The sequence below is a fragment of the Pseudidiomarina tainanensis genome, from assembly GCF_004214835.1.
Classification (GTDB): domain Bacteria; phylum Pseudomonadota; class Gammaproteobacteria; order Enterobacterales; family Alteromonadaceae; genus Pseudidiomarina; species Pseudidiomarina tainanensis.
This window is the reverse complement of the sequence record NZ_PIQJ01000001.1, coordinates 157,295-174,074: the sequence shown is the minus strand read 5'-3', so window position 1 is coordinate 174,074 and position 16,780 is coordinate 157,295. Positions and strand designations below refer to the sequence as shown.

Genomic DNA, 16,780 nt, shown 5'->3' with positions numbered 1-16,780 from the left:
TGGTAGATCGTATAAAGGATTATGAAAGCAAGATTACCATTGAAGGCTTAGCTGGGAAAGCGTTGAAAAGTGACTGAGTCGGTAAATTTCGGCGTGTAACAACACAACATAAAATCATCGTGGTGTTCATGTGTCGCATCAGTTTGGTAGTTCGCAACTGGTCGTTTGAGTATTTGTAACAGCAGCCCCTGCTCAGCCTTTGTCACCGCCTCAGCAAGAGTCCACCGTTCAAAAAATCGTTGCCAATGCTCAGCAGACAAATCGGCAAAAAAACCATCTTGGTAATTCGCGACAAGTTCAGCTAAACGCTTGCGAGGTTTAATGCGTTCAACATCAACACCAACCACATATTCAGGGCTTGCGGCAACTAAAACGGCACCCTTGGTATGACTAATCGAGCACTGCCATGTTTGCCCCCCAACAGAGAGTAACGGCGCACCGTTTTCTTGGCGGGTTATCGATACAGCGCCGGCAGCACAATGCCAAGTAGTGCAGACAAGCCAACGTAATAAGCCACGCCCAGCAAGAAATTGCTGTTGACGTGGCTCTTGTCGATAAGCTTGCGCCGCCTCGCGCTCAGCTTCAGTTACCCATGCCTCAAGCGCGGGGAGTAACGTATCAAAATTTGTTGAGTAGGCGGTCGCAATCATTCATCAATTGAAGGTTATTTGTTTACGCTAGTGTAACGCAAATAAGGCTTCACGGTTTTAAAACCTTGTGGGAATTTTTTCTTTGCGTCTTCCATCGATACGCTAGGTGGAATGATCACATCACCGCCCACTTGCCAATCAGCCGGACACGCCACGCCGAATTGGTCGCCGGTTTGCAATGCGTCAATCACACGTAGAATCTCGGTGAAGTTACGACCAACGCTCATTGGGTAGGTCATGGTTAGACGAATTTTGTGGTTCGGATCAATGATAAACACCGAACGCACCGCCGCGGTCTCACTTTCGCCTGGATGAATCATTTCATACAGCGCGGCTACTTTCTTGTCTTTGTCTGCGACAATTGGAAACTGCAGGTTGGTGTTTTGTGTTTCATTTACGTCGTTAATCCAACCTAAGTGTTCTTCAACGGTATCCGTTGAAAGACCCAAAGGTTTCACACCACGCTTCTCAAACTCACCTGCAAGTTGCGATGTACGTCCCATTTCTGTGGTACACACCGGCGTATAGTCGGCAGGATGACTAAAAAAGAATACCCAAGAACCTTTTGACCACTCATGAAAATCAATTTCACCTTTGGTGGTTTCAATTTTAAAATTAGGTGCGATATCGCCAATACGTAATCCCATTTTCATTTCCTCTATTCTGTTAAGTACCAATCAAAACTTATTCGCTGGTATTTTAAAGTACGATGCACCGTCAGCCTCTGGCTTAGGCAGTTTACCGGCGCGTAAGTTCACTTGCAGCGCGTGTAACATGCGGTCTGGCAAAGCCAACGTGGCATCCCGCGCATCACGTTGTTCACGATACTGCGCTTCGGTTACATTCCCTGCAAGATGAATATTTTCTAACTTATGCTGTTTGACTGTGGCTTCCCATTGTGGCTCACGACCATCTTTGCCATAGTCATGCCCGACAAATAAGCGCGTGTTCTCTGGTAACGACAAAATTCGTTGCAAGGTTGCCCACAGATCTTTGGACGTGCCTCCAGGAAAATCTGCTCGCGAGGTACCGCTATCTGGATACATGAACGTGTCATGCACAAACGCTGCGTCACCAACAATATAAGTAATTGAGCCTAAAGTGTGTCCCGGAGATAGCCAAACTTGCACATCGAGTTCACCGATTTTGAATGTGTCTCCTTCATTGAGGAGATAATCAAAGTCATCACGGGGTGAAAATTGGTTAGGTAAGTTATAGTAGTCGCTCCAAAGCTTCGCAATTTCGTTAACTTTTTCGCCGATGGCATTCGGTGCGCCAGTTTTCTCTTTCAAGTAGTACGATGCCATCATATGGTCAGCATGCGGATGTGTGTCCAGTACCCATTGCACTTCGAGATTGTTTTCATTCACTAACTCAAGCACCTGATTTGCGCTTGAAAAGTCGGTTCGCGCTGAGCGCGGATCAAAATTCTGTACCACATCGATTAAAGCAGCTTTGCGCGTTGCTGGATCAGCAACAACATATTGAATTGAACCAGTGTCGGCTTCATAAACACCCCAGACATCTGGTGAGTTAGAGCCAGTTGATGGGCTAAAACGGATCATGTTTTTCATAACACCCTCCTTATTTCGTATATCCCTAAAGTAAGTGCTATGATGATATTTCGCAAGTTGCAATGGTCGATTTTCGTAATCGGCTCACTCGATTGAAAGATTGTTGTTTTTAGTGTCTCATAGTCGACATAACAAGTAGGAGAAGGCTTCATGATTCAAGCGATTATTGGCGCGATACTAATCGGCTTAAGCCTCGGCATTTTTGGATCGGGTGGCTCGATCCTTACGGTTCCTGTCTTACTCTATCTTGTGAACATGCCTGCCAATCTCGCCATTGCATCGTCTTTGTTGATTGTTGCATTCATCAGTTTGTTTGGCGGGTTATTAAGTGCTCGCAAGAAGATCGTCTCATGGCCACACGTTTGGTTGTTCGGTATACCGGGCATGATTGGTGCCTACGCTGGCGCATGGGGCGGTGCGGCGGTTGATAGCCGCATTCAGCTCTTAGTATTCGTTGTGCTGATGGCTATTGCCTCGGTGATGATGTGGCGCGGTCGCAGCACGACCGATACACCAAATGATGTGAAAGTTGTTCGCGTGATTATTGACGGTCTCGTGGTGGGAGCAATAACCGGATTTGTTGGTGTTGGCGGCGGCTTTTTAATTGTGCCCGCGTTGGTACTGTTAGGTGGCGTACCGATGATTCTCGCTATTGGTACCAGTTTGATGATTATCGCGCTGAAATCCTTTGTTGGCTTTGCCAAATACTATGCGGCTCTTAGTGCACAAGGCTATGAATTCGATTGGGTCATTATTGCGATTATTTCCATCGCCGGCATTGTCGGAAGCTATGCGGGTGCGTGGATTGGCGCTCGTTTACCGCGACAGAAACTGCAAAAGGCATTTGCTGTGTTTCTGATTTTAATGGCTATTTTTGTACTCAGCCAGTCAGTACTGTAAGCCACACTAACGATAGCGTCGCAATAACTAACCATAACACAACGGCCAAAAGCAGCGGACGCCAGCCAGCTGCTTTAAGCCGTTCGACGGTAATGCTCGCCCCCACCAAATACAAACAGAAAACCAGTAACTGCTTACCAACGCTAAACGTAGCAGCGTATAGAGTATCGAATTGCGGCAGCGATGACGCAAACAACATGGCGGCGATATAGCCTGGAATAAACCACGGAACAGTGATGTTGCGTTGTCCTTCGGTTTTCGTCATGCGCTGGTAGACAAGCGCCGAAATGAGTGCCAATGGAATGATCCAAAGAGCTCGCGCCAGTTTTAACGTTGTCGCCACTTGTAATGCGTGGTCGCCGTATGCTTGTGCCGCGCCGACCACCGAACTGGTATCATGAATGGCAATGGCCGCCCACACACCAAATGTTTGTTCGTTGAGACCCAAAGCGGTGCCAATGATTGGGAAAACTAACAAGGCAACAGCGTTGAGAGTAAATACACTGGCCAGCGCTAGAGCCATTTGATCGTTTCTGGCATGAATGGCTGGGGCCACTGTCGCAATCGCACTACCACCACAAATGGCCGTGCCTGAACCCAACAGGTGACTCGTGGTGGTGTCCATTTTAAATAGTCGACCGAGCCCCAGCGCCAACAGCAAAGTCACCACAATGCTAGTGACCATCAATGCAAAATAATCACTGGTCACCTGCCAAGCCACATTGAGTTGCACACCAAAGCCCAACGCCACAATCGCAATTGCGAGTAGCTTTTTCACCAATATACTTGGTTGAATATACGGCGGAATGGCACTGAAGTGGGCCATCAGCGCGCCGAGAATTAAAGCAACCGGCGCACTGATCCAAGGCGTCAACGTTAGAATGCCGACAAGCCAAAACAATGCCGGTTTAATATGAGTCACAACTCACCTTTGCGGTGGAGATTGACGCTTGCTTAGAGTTGGTCAATCGGCAATTTTAAATACACTTTGCCGTCTGCGTCTGCTGGCGGCATGTGTCCCGCCCGAATATTAACCTGAATTGACGGCAAAATCAGCCGCGGCATCTCTAAGGTCGCATCGCGTTCCTCACGCATTTTCACAAATTCAGCTTCCGTCACGCCATCGTGAACGTGCTTGCTGTGTTGACGTTGCTGCGCCACGGTAGTCTTAAACTCATGCTCGCGCCCTTGTGTCGGATAATCATGGCAAATATAAATTTCCGTTGTTTCAGGTAATGCCAAAATTTTCTGAATCGATTGATACAGTGTGCTTGCGCTTCCGCCAGGGAAATCGCAACGCGCGGTACCAACATCAGGCATAAATAACGTATCGCCCACAAAAATTTTCTCTTCATCGACGATGTAACACAAATCTGCTGGGGTATGCCCTGGAGTATGCATGACACGAAACGTCATCGAGCCGACTTTAAACGTTTCACCATCCTTGAATAGATGATCAAACTGATGACCATTCGGTAGGAATTCTTTTTCGAGGTTAAACACATCTTTGAAAATTTTCTGCACATCTTTGATGTGCTCGCCAATGCCAATTTGACCACCAACCTGCTCTTTCACAAACGGAGCTGCAGATAAGTGATCGGCATGCGCATGCGTTTCCAACACCCATTCTACTTGCAATTTTTCAGCTTTGACAAAATCAACTAAGCGTTGAGCGCCGCGTGTGCTCGTACGACCCGACTTGTAGTCAAAATCTAAGACCGGATCAATAACAACGGCTTTTCGTTCATCCTCACGGTAAACCACATAGCTAAACGTTTCGCTGTCATCGTCCAAAAATGCTTTCACTTGTACTGCTGACATCACTCAACCTCATCAAGAAAATTGATTAATTTAGTAAATACTAAACTACTTTTTGCGCGGGTTAAACCCGTTTGGTTCAGATACTACTCAAGCCAAGTTACGACGAACGAGCCGCGCAGATCACCAACTTCAAAACCTGTTGCCGCATCGTTCGGATAGTTCTCAAGCACCGCTTGTTTCACCTCAGGATTAACTGCGCTGCCATGGCACGCGGCACACTGGGGTTGCATAACGATTGCACGCATGTACTGTTGTTCACCGTTGCTTGTGGTGTAAAGCACTTCTGGTACTTGGCTTGGCTCTTTAGCTAGTCGCTCAGCAAAGTACTTCATCACGGCTTTTTGTTCCCCGGTTGGCGCGTTTTTTGGGTTTCTCACACGCAATGCAGTACGAGCAACAATAACACTTTCAGTACTTAGTGATTGAGCAATTTGAGGTGCTTTTTCATTACAAACTTGAATGGCATGAACAGGCCCTTGTGCTTTCATAGCTGCCATTAGCTCAGCGCCAAGTTGTTGCTGCAATGCTTGTGATAATTGACGCGACTTTTCAATCGTTTGACGATCATCGGCAAGCACGGTGGTGCTCAATAAACTAACGGCTAATGCTAAGATTTTTCGTTTCATAATCGGTACCTCACTGCTTTAGGGGTGAATGCTTGCTTAATTTGCGTTGCAAAGTGCGGCGGTGCATACCGAGCGCCCTTGCGGTGGCAGAAATATTACCTTGGTGTTCTTGCATAACACGTTGAATGTGTTCCCACTCTAATTGGGCTGGGGTCAGTGGCTGGTCACTCAACTCAGGCGGCAATTCCTCGTCTGTTGCCAGGGTTTGCAGTAAAACCTGCGTTTGTATTGGCTTGGCAAGATAATCGGTCGCTCCAGCCTTAATCGCTGCTACTGATGTGGCAATGCTCGCATAGCCAGTTAAAATCACTAGATTCTTAGGATTAAACCGCATTTTCAATGGTTTGATTAGCTCTAAACCGTTCGTTTCACCGAACTTTAAATCTAAAAGAATATGATCGACTTGCGCACAAGGCTGCATATCGAGCTCGGCTTTCGTCGCTGCTGTCACCACTTGATAGCCCGCACGTTCCAGCCGACTACTCAGCGCCTGCAGCAGGTTAATGTCATCATCAATAATCAGCACGGTGTCAGCCATGACGAGCCTCCACTGGCATACAAATCTCAGTCACGGTGTGCCCCGACTCAACATGCCAACTTACAGTACCGCCGAACCGCTCAAAGGTTGCATAACTCAGCATCGCGCCAGCGCCAACACCACGGCTACTTGGCAGCAGCTCTCGCCCTAACCCACGCTTTCGAGGAGCATCAAGTGGCTCGCCCTCATTACGAATAATCATCTGCCAAGTGTTCTCAACAACTTGCGTTTTAACGTCGATTTTCGAATCGAGCGGCGCTGCATCGGCAGCGTTGTGCAACAAGCTTAAAATGGCTGGGATTAATGTTCGATCTGCTTGAATAACACAGCCAGGCTGTTCATCGTCATGCCAATGCACACGAATATCGGGACGGGCAATCAGCAATGCATCGCGAACCTGCTCAACGAGTTCGTTTACTTGCAGCTCAAGTACACGGTGAGTCCGAACATCTTCGGCCACTTGCCGCCAATCTAATAGCAAGTTGTGAATACGCTTAATTTGCTGCTCTGCTCGCTGCAAGTCTTCATCGTTTGGATAGCGTTGCCGCACATCTTCAAGCATAAACTGTATGGTCTGGATGGGCGTGGCAACCTCATGACTGAATTGCGCCGCAGCGGTACCAATAGTTACCAATTGTTCGTCGCGATGTTGGCGCTGATGCAAGGCTCGTAAGGCTTGTTGCTGACGCACAATGCGCACACGCAAGATATGTAAGGTCACCCCAAGGAGCAAGCCAGCGAAAATTTGACCATACACCATTGCCCTATAGTGGGTATCCATCTGATGATTAGTGGGTAGTGGCGCCTGTAGCTGCATCAGTTGCCCTGCGACACCCACAACAATGACCAACCATGCTAAACGAAATGGTAAGAGCAACATGGCTGCCGCCATCGGGACCAGAATCAACACGGCATAAGGGTTCGTTGCCGCGCCGTTTAGCCAAATGAAGCTGTTAGCGAGCACCGTAATGAGCAGTAGTATGATTGCCGTTAAAATATCCCGGATGGTCAAATGTTTTAGCTCCTTCTTAAGTACCTCTTAAGTATGCATCAGATTGACGAGAATTCCAGCTGCGACACTTTGCCACATCCTTTTTGAAATCAATCAGTTGATAATTCGCGCATTCACTATTTACAAGGAATGCCGTTATGCTCACCACACTCTATTTAATGCTGTTACTCAGCCAACAAGACGTTGACCAAACCGAACTAGAGCGCATTGTTGTTACCGGCGCTCGCCCGTTAAGCTCAACTGAATTGGTAAAAGATCCGAAAGCGCCGCAGCAGCCTTTACCTGCGCATGATGGCGGAGACTATTTAAAGGCCATTCCTGGCTTTTCGCTGATTCGCAAAGGCGGAACTAGTGGCGACCCGGTTTTTCGGGGCGCGGCCGGTTCACGCTTAACCATTAATAGCGATGACCAAATGGTACTTGGTGGCTGCTCTGGTCGTATGGACCCGCCAACAGCCTATATCAATCCACAAAACTATGATCAGATCCGCATCATTAAAGGGCCGCAAACCGTGCTGTATGGTCCTGCGGCAGGCACAGTGTTATTTGAACGCACCAGCTATCAATTTGAACCTAACCAGAGCCCAGGGCAAGTCAGTGTTGTCGGTGGTTCTTGGGGGCGACTCGAAGGCACTGCCGACTATACCGCCGGCAATGACAATGGTTTTTGGCGCCTCAACGCCAGTTACAGTGAAGCCGACAACTACGAAGATGGTGCTGGTGTTGAAGTCAATAGCGCTTATCAACGTTGGGGCGTTGATACGCAAGTTGGTTGGACACCGGATGATGATACAGTGGTTTTGCTGACCCTTGGCCAAAGCGGCGCAGAAGCCGCCTACGCGGACCGTGCTATGGATGGTGCGCTATTCGACCGCACCAGCGCCAGTTTGCGTTGGCGCGAAAGTTACCCTGTGAGCTGGCTCGCCGAACTCGATACGCACGTGTACTTTGGTTATGTCGACCATGTAATGGATAACTACAGTTTACGAACCTTTACGCCAACTATGGCAATGCTTAATCCAAGCGTGAAAAACCCAGACCGCTATACCCGCGGCGGTCGCATGGTGGCTACTATTGACAGCGATTTTTGGTCGAAGCTTCAACTTGGTATCGACCACCAATATCATAGTCATCGCGAACGCATGACTATGAATCAACCAGTTAAACCTTATGAAGAACGTTCGCGCCTTGCCGATGCCGTTATTGAGCAAACCGGGCTGTTTGCCGAAGCAAGTTTTGCGCCAACCGTCCGTAGCAAGTTGTTTGGTGGCGTGCGCTTAGATAATTGGAAGGCACAAGATCAACGCCAGTTTTTAGGCATGATGCATGCACCACGTCCGAATCCGACCATGGACGAACGTCGCGATGATGACTTAATCAGTGCCTTTGTTCGCTATGAATATACCGTTGACGCGCATCAGTGGTATGCCGGTATTGGTCGTGCCGAGCGGTTTCCTGACTTCTGGGAGCTGATCGGTAATCAAAACATGAGCACCACGAGCGCCAGCTCTTTTCATACTAGCTCGGAGCTTACCCATCAGCTCGACGTGGGTTACCACTACCGCCAGAGTGAAGTTGAATGGATTCTCAGTGGCTTCTATAACCGCGTCGATGATTTTATTCTGATTGAAAACGGCATGATGATGAACCCTGATTTGGTTCGGGCAATTAACGCCGAAAGCTGGGGCGGTGAAGCCATGATCACTTACCGGCCGTCAGCAAGTTGGTTACTGGATGCAAGCTTTGCATACACTCACGGTAGCAATTTAACTGATGAACGCCCGTTGGCACAGCAGCCACCGCTAGAACTAAAGCTTGGCGCAGAATACAAATACCACGATTGGACATTTGCTGGCTTGTGGCGCGTGGTTGATAATCAACACCGAGTTGCCATTGGCCAGGGCAATATTGTTGGCAATGACTTCAAAGAAACAGCGGGCTTTGGCACTTTAGCACTCAATGCCCACTGGCGCATTTCGAACAGTTGGCGGATTAGCTTTGGTGTTGATAACGCACTGGATAAGCTTTATGCCGAGCACTTAAGCACTGCCGGTGCCATGGTTGCCGGGTTCGAACAAACCACACAGGTCAACGAACCAGGTCGTACTTTCTGGTTTAAGCTGGATTATCACCTGTAACTGGGTATAAAATTGCCAACTTCATTTATAACCAAACATGATTGAGAGCAATTTATGGGTCGCGCGTATCAAAACCGAAAAGATTCGATAGCCAAAACGGCCGCTGCAAAAAGCAAAGTTTACAGCAAGTACGGTCGTCAAATTTATGTCGTGGCAAAGCAAGGCGGAGTCGACCCCGATGCGAACTTGCAGTTACGTAGCTTGATTGATAACGCCAAGAAGGACCAAGTTCCCGCGCACGTTATCGAAAAAGCGATTGATAAAGCCAAAGGCGGTGCTGGCGAAGATTACTCGCCAGCCATGTATGAAGGCTTTGGTCCAGGCAATTGTATGGTTATGGTTGACGCGCTTACAGATAACCCGAACCGCACCATTGGTGAAGTACGTAACTGCTTCACCAAAACCAAGTGCAAGCTCGGCGCACCAGGCAGCGTCTCACACATGTTTGACCATTGCGCTATTTTGCGTTTTGCTGGTGATGACGAGGAAGCCGCACTGGAGGCGTTGATGATGGCCGATGTTGACGTAACCGACATTGAAACCGATGAGGGCTTCATTACCGTATTTGCACCGCACACCGAATCGCATAAAGCAAAAGTTGCATTACAGGAAGCCTTTGAGGGCATCGAGTTTGAAGTGGACGAAGTTCAGTATCTACCGCAAATCATGACTGACTTAACGAGCGATGAAGATATTGCGCAAATGGAGAAGTTGCTCGATATGCTGAATGATTGTGACGACGTACAAAACGTCTACCACAACGCCCAGTGGTAGTTTCGTTATTCGTTGTTCGTTGTTCGTTGTTCGTTGTTCGTTGTTCGTTGTTCGTTGTTCGTGAAAAAATAACCCGGCGTAAAACGCCGGGCTACGAATTACTAATAACGAACAACGAAGAACGCTTTTCGTTACTTCAGTAGGTTTAAGATGAAGGCGTACTCTTCCGCAATTTCCTTCATTCGTGCAAACCGACCACTACTCCCGCCGTGTCCGGCACTCATATTTGTTTTAAACATCAGCGGATTCGCATCCGTTTTATGAGTCCGTAATTTTGCGACCCATTTTGCTGGTTCAAAATACTGTACCTGCGAATCATGTAAGCCCGTGGTGACTAAAATGGCTGGGTAATCTTGCTTCTTCACTTGGTCATACGGCGAATACGACAACATGTAATCATAGTACGGTTGGTACTTTGGATTACCCCACTCGTCAAATTCATTGGTCGTTAGCGGAATGGTTTCATCCAACATGGTGGTAACCACATCAACAAACGGCACGTGTGCCATCAAGCCGCGATAATGTTCAGGTGCCATATTGGCAACTGCACCCATGAGCAATCCACCAGCACTGCCGCCCATGCCAAACACTTTATCCGGATGAGCGTACTTCTCTGCCACCAAATGTTCCGTCACGTCGATGTAATCAGTAAACGTATTGATTTTCTTCAACAGCTTGCCGTCTTCGTACCATTGACGTCCCATCTCTTGACCACCGCGAATATGGGCAATGGCATACACAAACCCACGGTCAACCAGACTGAAAATTGTGGAACGGAAGTATGGGTCCGAGCTGCTCCCGTAAGAGCCGTAGGCATATTGATAAAGCGGCGCCGTACCATCTTGTTTGAACCCCTTTTTATACAAGAGTGACACTGGAATTTTTGTGCCATCATCTGCGGTCGCCCAGGTGCGTGCGGTTTCATAAAGACTTGCATCGAAGTTCGGTACTTCGTTTTGCTTTAATAACTCTTGCTCGCCGGTCGCCATATTGTAGGCATATATCGTCGAAGGTGTGGTTAATGAGCTGTATGTATAGCGCAAGGTGTCGGTATCTTGTTGCACGTTGCGTTCAAACACAGTGACATAGGCTTCTTCGTCGGAGGCAATAAACTTCGCTTCTTCAGGAGCATTCCAAGGCATGATGCGAATGCGACGCAAGCCATCACTGCGCTCATTAATGGCAAGGTAATTACTGAACACCGCAAAGTCTTGAATAAATACGTCATCACGATGTTCAACTAGAGGCTGCCATTTTGATTTATCGCCAATATTTTCATGCGCGACTTGCATCATCTGGAAATTTGGCGCATTGAGATCGGTACGAATAATCCAACGGCCATTCAAGTGATCCGCACTGTACTGAAAATCGCGCTCGCGCGGCGCTAAAGCCTTGAATTCGCCATTTGGCTCATCGGCGTCTAGTACATGCACTTCGGTCGACACCGTTTGGTCGAGGTTAATTTGAATATATTCGCCGTCGGTGGTGTTATTCACCCACATATAAAAGGTGTTGTCCTTTTCTTCATAGACGAGTTCAGCGGTGTTGGCCGGTTCGCCAATGCGATATTTCATCACCCGAGTTGAAAGCAATGTTTGCGGATCATTTTCAATCACAAACAGTGTTTTATTATCTTTCGCCCAAGCAATTGCTGGCGAAAGTCCAGTTAGCACTTGGCCGTTGTCTTGACCGGTACTTAAGTCGCGAATACGCAATTCGTACTGACGGCGACCGGTATTATCAACCATATAGGCCATTAACTGTTGGTTAGGGCTCACGGCGATATTACCGACGTTCATATAGCTTTGCCCGTCAGCAAGCTTGTTCACGTCTAACATGACTTGCTCATTACCGTCTTTGTCAGCGCGAATATAAATTGGATATTCTTTACCCGCTTCATACTTTACTGAGTACAAATAGTCGCCCTTTTGATACGGCACCGAGGTATCGTCTTGCTTAATGCGACTAATGATTTCCTGTTCGAGCGTTGCCGTTAACTCCGCATAGTCAGCACGATAATCATCATAATATGCATTTTCAGCCTCTAAGTACGCCAACACATCGGCATCCGTACGCGTATCATCTCGGAGCCAGTAATACGAGTCTTGACGATTACCCTGCGGCGACTCGACTACGAAAGGACGTTGTTCAGCAATCGGTGGATTGACAGTCGATTCAGTCGTCGTTTGTTGAGATGCTGGGCTACATGCCGCTAACCAAAGCGCTGAAAGGATTAAACTAGTGGGATATAAACGGTTTTTTAAAGCCATATTGTTATTCCGATTTTGATGGAAATTTAACTATACGGCACATTTTCAAATGCGCCAAAAAACAGTGTTACAAGTTATTACGTTTGCTCAAAAAATGAGGTATCATCGAGCGTATAACACATAAGATTAACAAGCCATCTTACAAACGTTCATAGCGCACACTCGCCGCAATTGCGCATACACGTCCGACCAGTCGTGACAAACTGACGATGTTTTAGGCAAAGTTAACTTGTTCTGGGAGGGCGGATGCCTAAGTTCTTATTGCTCATTGTGCTACTGTTTAGCTTTCAGGTCACCCCTGTGGATGGCCAAGAACTCGCAACGCCGGCTGTTGACCAAACCATCGAAGATCGTTTGGATGCCGTGCTGAACGCTGCAAATACAGAAACCTCACTCCAGCAGTTAACCGATATCCGCAATGACTTAACAGCCGATACGCCGATCATGACACGCGTGCGTACGCTAAGTTATATTGCGCTCGATCATGCGTACCTAGGGAATTACGACAAAGCCTTTGAACAGATTGAAGAAGTCCGTCGTATCGCCATGCAAAGCAATCTTGCAGATGCGCAAGCAGAAGTCGAAGCAACAGCACTGTTAATTGTTGCGATGCAAGGCAAAATTTCCGCCGCCATGGCGAACCTAAATGACGCGTTAATTCCTCTTGAGAAAGCGCAAATCCCGCGTGTGAAGTACTTTGTCAATAATCTTGCGGCCTACTTGTATCAGCAGCGCAGTCAATTTGACCGGGCTCTTGAACATCTCATTTATGCTGCCGACGCCGTCGCCGAAACCGACGATTCGCGTACGCTAATCCGGTTGATTTCAACCAAGTTACAGATCGCTAATTTATATGCTCAGCAAAAGAATTATGCGTTAGCCATAGAACAATTGGATGACGCCGAACAGCTTGCGACAGATAACGGCCTCATGGCGCAGCTAGGTACTGAAATCATGATGCAACGAGCTTATGTTGAGAGCGCTCAAGAGAATTTTGATACGGCGCTCGGCATTTACGAACAATTAAAGCAACGCTTAAAAGACAATCCGGACCAAATTAATAATTACTTGACCGTGTTGAACAACATGGGCGATGTCGATATTCGTATCGGCCGTTATGAAGAAGCAAAAACCGTATTACAAGAAGCTTACTCGATTGCGAAGTTAAATCCACAGCAATACAACCCAGACGTTATCCACTTTAATCTTGGCTATGTCGACGTGTATTTGGGGGATGTCGAGCAAGGCCTTGCTGAAATGCAGACTGTTGTTAAAAATGCTCGCGAGGCTTGGCCTCCTTCCGAGTTCGAGCGGTTATTGGGGGAGTACGCTGAAGCATTGATTCACGTCAATCGTTTGAATCAGGCGATCGATGTGTTGCTCGAGCAACGTCGCTTACGCGAAACGGCTTACAAAGGCGACCAACAAAAAAGTATTGCTGAACTGCAAAACCTCTACGACAGCAAAGACAAAGCAATGCAGATTGAGTTGCTGTCGCAAAAGAATGAACTTAACCAGCAACTCATCGAAAACGAGAGTCAGAAGCGCACAATTTTAACTCTATTTGTTGTAGTTGCCCTGTTTGCCATGATTTTAGTGGTGTTGTTATACCGTGCTGCACGACGCAGTAATCGCGAACTTAAGGTAGCCAACAGCATGCTCGCTGAACAGTCAGTGCGCGACCCACTAACCGGACTTTTAAATCGCCGCGCCTTGCAAGATAAACTGCGAGCACCGCACAAAGTAGCCCATGATGCCATGTTGCTACTCGATGTAGACCACTTCAAACGCATCAATGATAATTTAGGTCACGCAGCCGGCGATGACGTTTTGATTGAAGTGTCAAAGCGACTGCTACAGGTTTCTCGCGATTCAGATTTGGTCGTGCGTTGGGGGGGTGAAGAGTTCTTGATTTACCTGACCAATACTGAGCAAAGCAAACTGCCAGGTATGGCGAAGCGCATGCTGGATGTGATTGGTTCGACCCCAATCAAATCGGGCGATCGTGAGATTTGGATTACCGCCACAGCCGGCTTTATCAGCTATCCATTCGCTGATCTACAAGAAAATCAAATGGGCTGGGAAGACACCCTGCAATTGGCGGATATGGTGTTATACGCCGGAAAGGTTCATGGTCGTAATCAAGCGTGGGGCGTCATGGCGCTCAACAAGCCGTTTGCTGAAGTTCAAAACCTTCTTGAAACTGACCTCCCTGGTGCTATTGAACAAGATGCGATTAGCGTGGAAATTATTCACGGCCCTGAGCAAGCAAAAGACGCATAAAAAAAGCCCCGAGTGTCGCAAAACATTCGGGGCTCTCACCTGAACTAAAATTAATTCAATTCTTTAACACCCATATTCCACAGTGTAAAACCGTAGATATCAGCATACTGTTCAATAGTTTTCGATACTGGGGTACCAGCACCATGACCTGCGTTGGTCTCAATACGAATCAACTGCGGGTTAGCGCCAGCGTCTTTCGCTTGAAGCTCAGCAGCAAACTTAAATGAATGCGCTGGAACCACACGGTCATCATGGTCGCCGGTAGTAATCATTGTCGCAGGATAATGAACACCTGACTCAACATTATGTACTGGTGAATAGCCGTAAAGGTATTCGAACATTTCTTTGCTGTCTTCAGCGGTGCCGTAGTCATATGCCCAACCAGCGCCAGCCGTGAACGTGTGATAACGCAACATGTCGAGTACGCCGACCGCAGGCAGTGCAACTTGCATCAAGTCAGGACGCTGAGTCATCACAGCACCCACCAACAAGCCACCATTTGAACCACCACGCACAGCAAGTTTGCCGCTTGAAGTGTAGTTTTCCGCAATCAGATATTCTGCTGCTGCAATGAAGTCATCAAATACATTTTGCTTCTGCATTTGCGTACCCGCATTGTGCCATGCTTTACCGTACTCACCACCACCGCGCAGGTTAGCAACCGCATACACACCACCAAGCTCAAGCCACATTGCATTAGTCATACTGAAGCTTGGTGTCAGGCTGATGTTGAAGCCGCCATAACCGTACAAAATAGTTGGGTTGGTGCCATCAAGCTCCATACCTTTTTTGTAGGTGATAATCATCGGCACTTTGGTACCGTCTTTCGAAGTGTAGAATACCTGCTTCGACTCGTACGCGTTGCTGTCGAACTGCGCTTTTGATTCGGCATAAACGCTTGATTCACCAGCATCTGGTTCATAAGCGTAGATGGTGCCTGGCGTGTTGTAGTTGGTGAAGGTGTAATACACCACGTCGGCTTCGCGCTTGGCACTGAAACCACCCACGCTACCAACGCCTGGCAGTTCGATTTCACGCACGCGTTCGCCGTCGTAGTTGTACTGCTCGACCTTTGCAATCGCATCCACCATGTACTCGGCAAAGATATAGCCAGCACCGGTTGATGGGCTCAATACGTGCTCAGATTCAGCAATAAAATCTTGCCAGTTTTCTGGTTGCGGATTCGCCGCATCGACGGTTACAACGCGCTTGTTCGGAGCATCCAAATCGGTCACTAAATACAGCTTGCTACCCACGTTATCTAACACGTAGGTATCTGAATCTGTATGATCCAGTACGGTGACTAGTTCACTGTCAGGCTTCGACAAGTCTTTCATAAACAACTTGTTGCCCGAAGTTGAAACGGCCGCCGTGATAATCAAATAACGATCATCTTCAGTGACTTGGCCACCCACATAACGATGTTTTTCAGCGTCAGTGCCGCCAAATACCACTTGGTCTTCAGCTTGCGCCGTACCAAGTTTGTGATAGTAAAGTTTGTGCTGGTCGGTTTTAGCCGAAAGCTCACTGCCTTCAGGTTTGTCATAGCTTGAGTAATAGAAACCTTCGTTACCGTACCAAGAAATACCACTGAACTTCACATCAACCAAGGTTGGCTCAAGTTGCTCTTTGGTTTCTACGTCAATGACGATGATTTTACGCCAGTCGCTACCGCCTTCAGAAATAGCGTAAGCTGCTAGCGAACCATCTTTTGAAAAGCTCAAGGTTGCGAGCGAAGTGGTGCCGTCTTCACTGAAGGTATTTGGATCTAAGAATACTTCAGTGTTGCCTTCTGCATCGGTGCGATACACCACGTATTGGTTCTGCAAACCATCGTTTTTATAAAAATAGGTATAGTTGCCTTCTTTAAATGGCGCACCGACTTTTTCGTAGTTCCACAGCTCGGCTAAACGGTCTTTGATTTTGTCGCGATATGGGATCTGCTCAAGATACTCGAATGTCACTTCATTCTGCGCTTTCACCCAAGCTTCTGTTTCTGCTGAGCGGTCATCTTCTAACCAACGATACGGGTCAGCAACAACAGTACCAAAATATTCATCGGTGACATTGCCGCGAACCGTCATTGGATACGTCAGTTTTGCATCCACCGCGGTCTCCGTATGTGTTTCTTGTTGTGGCGAACAGGCGCTTAATAACGCTACGCCAGCCACAGCTGCTAAATATTTCATGTGTG

The 16,780-nt window shown here is 47.7% G+C and carries 14 protein-coding genes; 4 read left to right on the top strand and 10 right to left on the bottom strand.

From position 1 onward, the window contains the following. Positions 1–47: 47 nt before the first annotated feature. Genes CWI82_RS00900 through CWI82_RS00890 form a run of 3 tightly spaced genes read right to left on the bottom strand, consistent with a single transcriptional unit; the run spans position 48 to position 2,224 of the window. A complete protein-coding gene (locus CWI82_RS00900) occupies positions 48–650 on the bottom strand; it encodes a 4'-phosphopantetheinyl transferase family protein (protein ID WP_130202354.1) in 603 nt (200 codons plus the stop codon). Between the two features lie 14 nt (positions 651–664). Next, positions 665–1,297, bottom strand: coding sequence for a peroxiredoxin (locus CWI82_RS00895; protein ID WP_126759743.1), 633 nt, complete (start codon positions 1,295–1,297; stop codon positions 665–667). Positions 1,298–1,327: 30 nt separating this feature from the next. Beyond that, positions 1,328–2,224, bottom strand: a complete 897-nt coding sequence (locus CWI82_RS00890) for an MBL fold metallo-hydrolase (protein WP_130202353.1) — start codon at positions 2,222–2,224, stop codon at positions 1,328–1,330. A gap of 150 nt (positions 2,225–2,374) precedes the next feature. Between CWI82_RS00890 and CWI82_RS00885 the strand changes: the two genes are divergently transcribed. Beyond that, positions 2,375–3,124 carry a sulfite exporter TauE/SafE family protein gene (locus CWI82_RS00885; RefSeq protein WP_233340165.1) on the top strand — a complete coding sequence of 250 codons (750 nt, stop codon included), beginning with the start codon at positions 2,375–2,377 and terminating at the stop codon, positions 3,122–3,124. Here the strand turns inward: CWI82_RS00885 and CWI82_RS00880 are convergent. The 5 genes from CWI82_RS00880 to CWI82_RS00860 form a co-directional block, all read right to left on the bottom strand. Beyond that, on the bottom strand, positions 3,105–4,046 hold the full coding sequence (locus CWI82_RS00880; protein ID WP_233340164.1) for a YeiH family protein: 942 nt from the start codon (positions 4,044–4,046) through the stop codon (positions 3,105–3,107). The genes CWI82_RS00885 and CWI82_RS00880 overlap by 20 nt on opposite strands. A 32-nt stretch (positions 4,047–4,078) precedes the next feature. After that, positions 4,079–4,945, bottom strand: a complete 867-nt coding sequence (locus CWI82_RS00875) for an MBL fold metallo-hydrolase (RefSeq protein WP_126759745.1) — start codon at positions 4,943–4,945, stop codon at positions 4,079–4,081. An 83-nt stretch (positions 4,946–5,028) separates the two neighbouring features. After that, entirely contained in the window at positions 5,029–5,571 is a 543-nt protein-coding gene (locus tag CWI82_RS00870) for a Tll0287-like domain-containing protein (protein WP_130202352.1), read from the bottom strand. A gap of 10 nt (positions 5,572–5,581) precedes the next feature. Continuing rightward, the gene (locus CWI82_RS00865; protein ID WP_130202351.1) at positions 5,582–6,109 is read right to left on the bottom strand and encodes a response regulator transcription factor; all 528 of its coding nucleotides are present in this window, start codon (positions 6,107–6,109) and stop codon (positions 5,582–5,584) included. After that, the gene (locus tag CWI82_RS00860; protein ID WP_130202350.1) at positions 6,102–7,121 is read right to left on the bottom strand and encodes a sensor histidine kinase; all 1,020 of its coding nucleotides are present in this window, start codon (positions 7,119–7,121) and stop codon (positions 6,102–6,104) included. The genes CWI82_RS00865 and CWI82_RS00860 overlap by 8 nt, the downstream gene beginning before the upstream one ends. A gap of 137 nt (positions 7,122–7,258) precedes the next feature. Here CWI82_RS00860 and CWI82_RS00855 point away from each other — a divergent pair, with 137 nt between their 5' ends. Continuing rightward, positions 7,259–9,259, top strand: coding sequence for a TonB-dependent copper receptor (locus CWI82_RS00855; protein ID WP_130202349.1), 2,001 nt, complete (start codon positions 7,259–7,261; stop codon positions 9,257–9,259). 54 nt (positions 9,260–9,313) lie between these two features. Continuing rightward, positions 9,314–10,033, top strand: a complete 720-nt coding sequence (locus tag CWI82_RS00850) for a YebC/PmpR family DNA-binding transcriptional regulator (RefSeq protein WP_130202348.1) — start codon at positions 9,314–9,316, stop codon at positions 10,031–10,033. A 131-nt stretch (positions 10,034–10,164) separates the two neighbouring features. On the opposite strand, the gene CWI82_RS00845 is transcribed toward CWI82_RS00850, so the two are convergent. Continuing rightward, entirely contained in the window at positions 10,165–12,303 is a 2,139-nt protein-coding gene (locus tag CWI82_RS00845) for a S9 family peptidase (RefSeq protein WP_130202347.1), read from the bottom strand. Positions 12,304–12,549: 246 nt separating this feature from the next. Here CWI82_RS00845 and CWI82_RS00840 point away from each other — a divergent pair, with 246 nt between their 5' ends. Next, entirely contained in the window at positions 12,550–14,586 is a 2,037-nt protein-coding gene (locus tag CWI82_RS00840; protein WP_130202346.1) for a tetratricopeptide repeat-containing diguanylate cyclase, read from the top strand. 50 nt (positions 14,587–14,636) lie between these two features. Here CWI82_RS00840 and CWI82_RS00835 read toward each other — a convergent pair whose 3' ends face one another. Next, the gene (locus tag CWI82_RS00835; protein ID WP_092857927.1) at positions 14,637–16,775 is read right to left on the bottom strand and encodes a prolyl oligopeptidase family serine peptidase; all 2,139 of its coding nucleotides are present in this window, start codon (positions 16,773–16,775) and stop codon (positions 14,637–14,639) included. Positions 16,776–16,780: the final 5 nt, after the last annotated feature.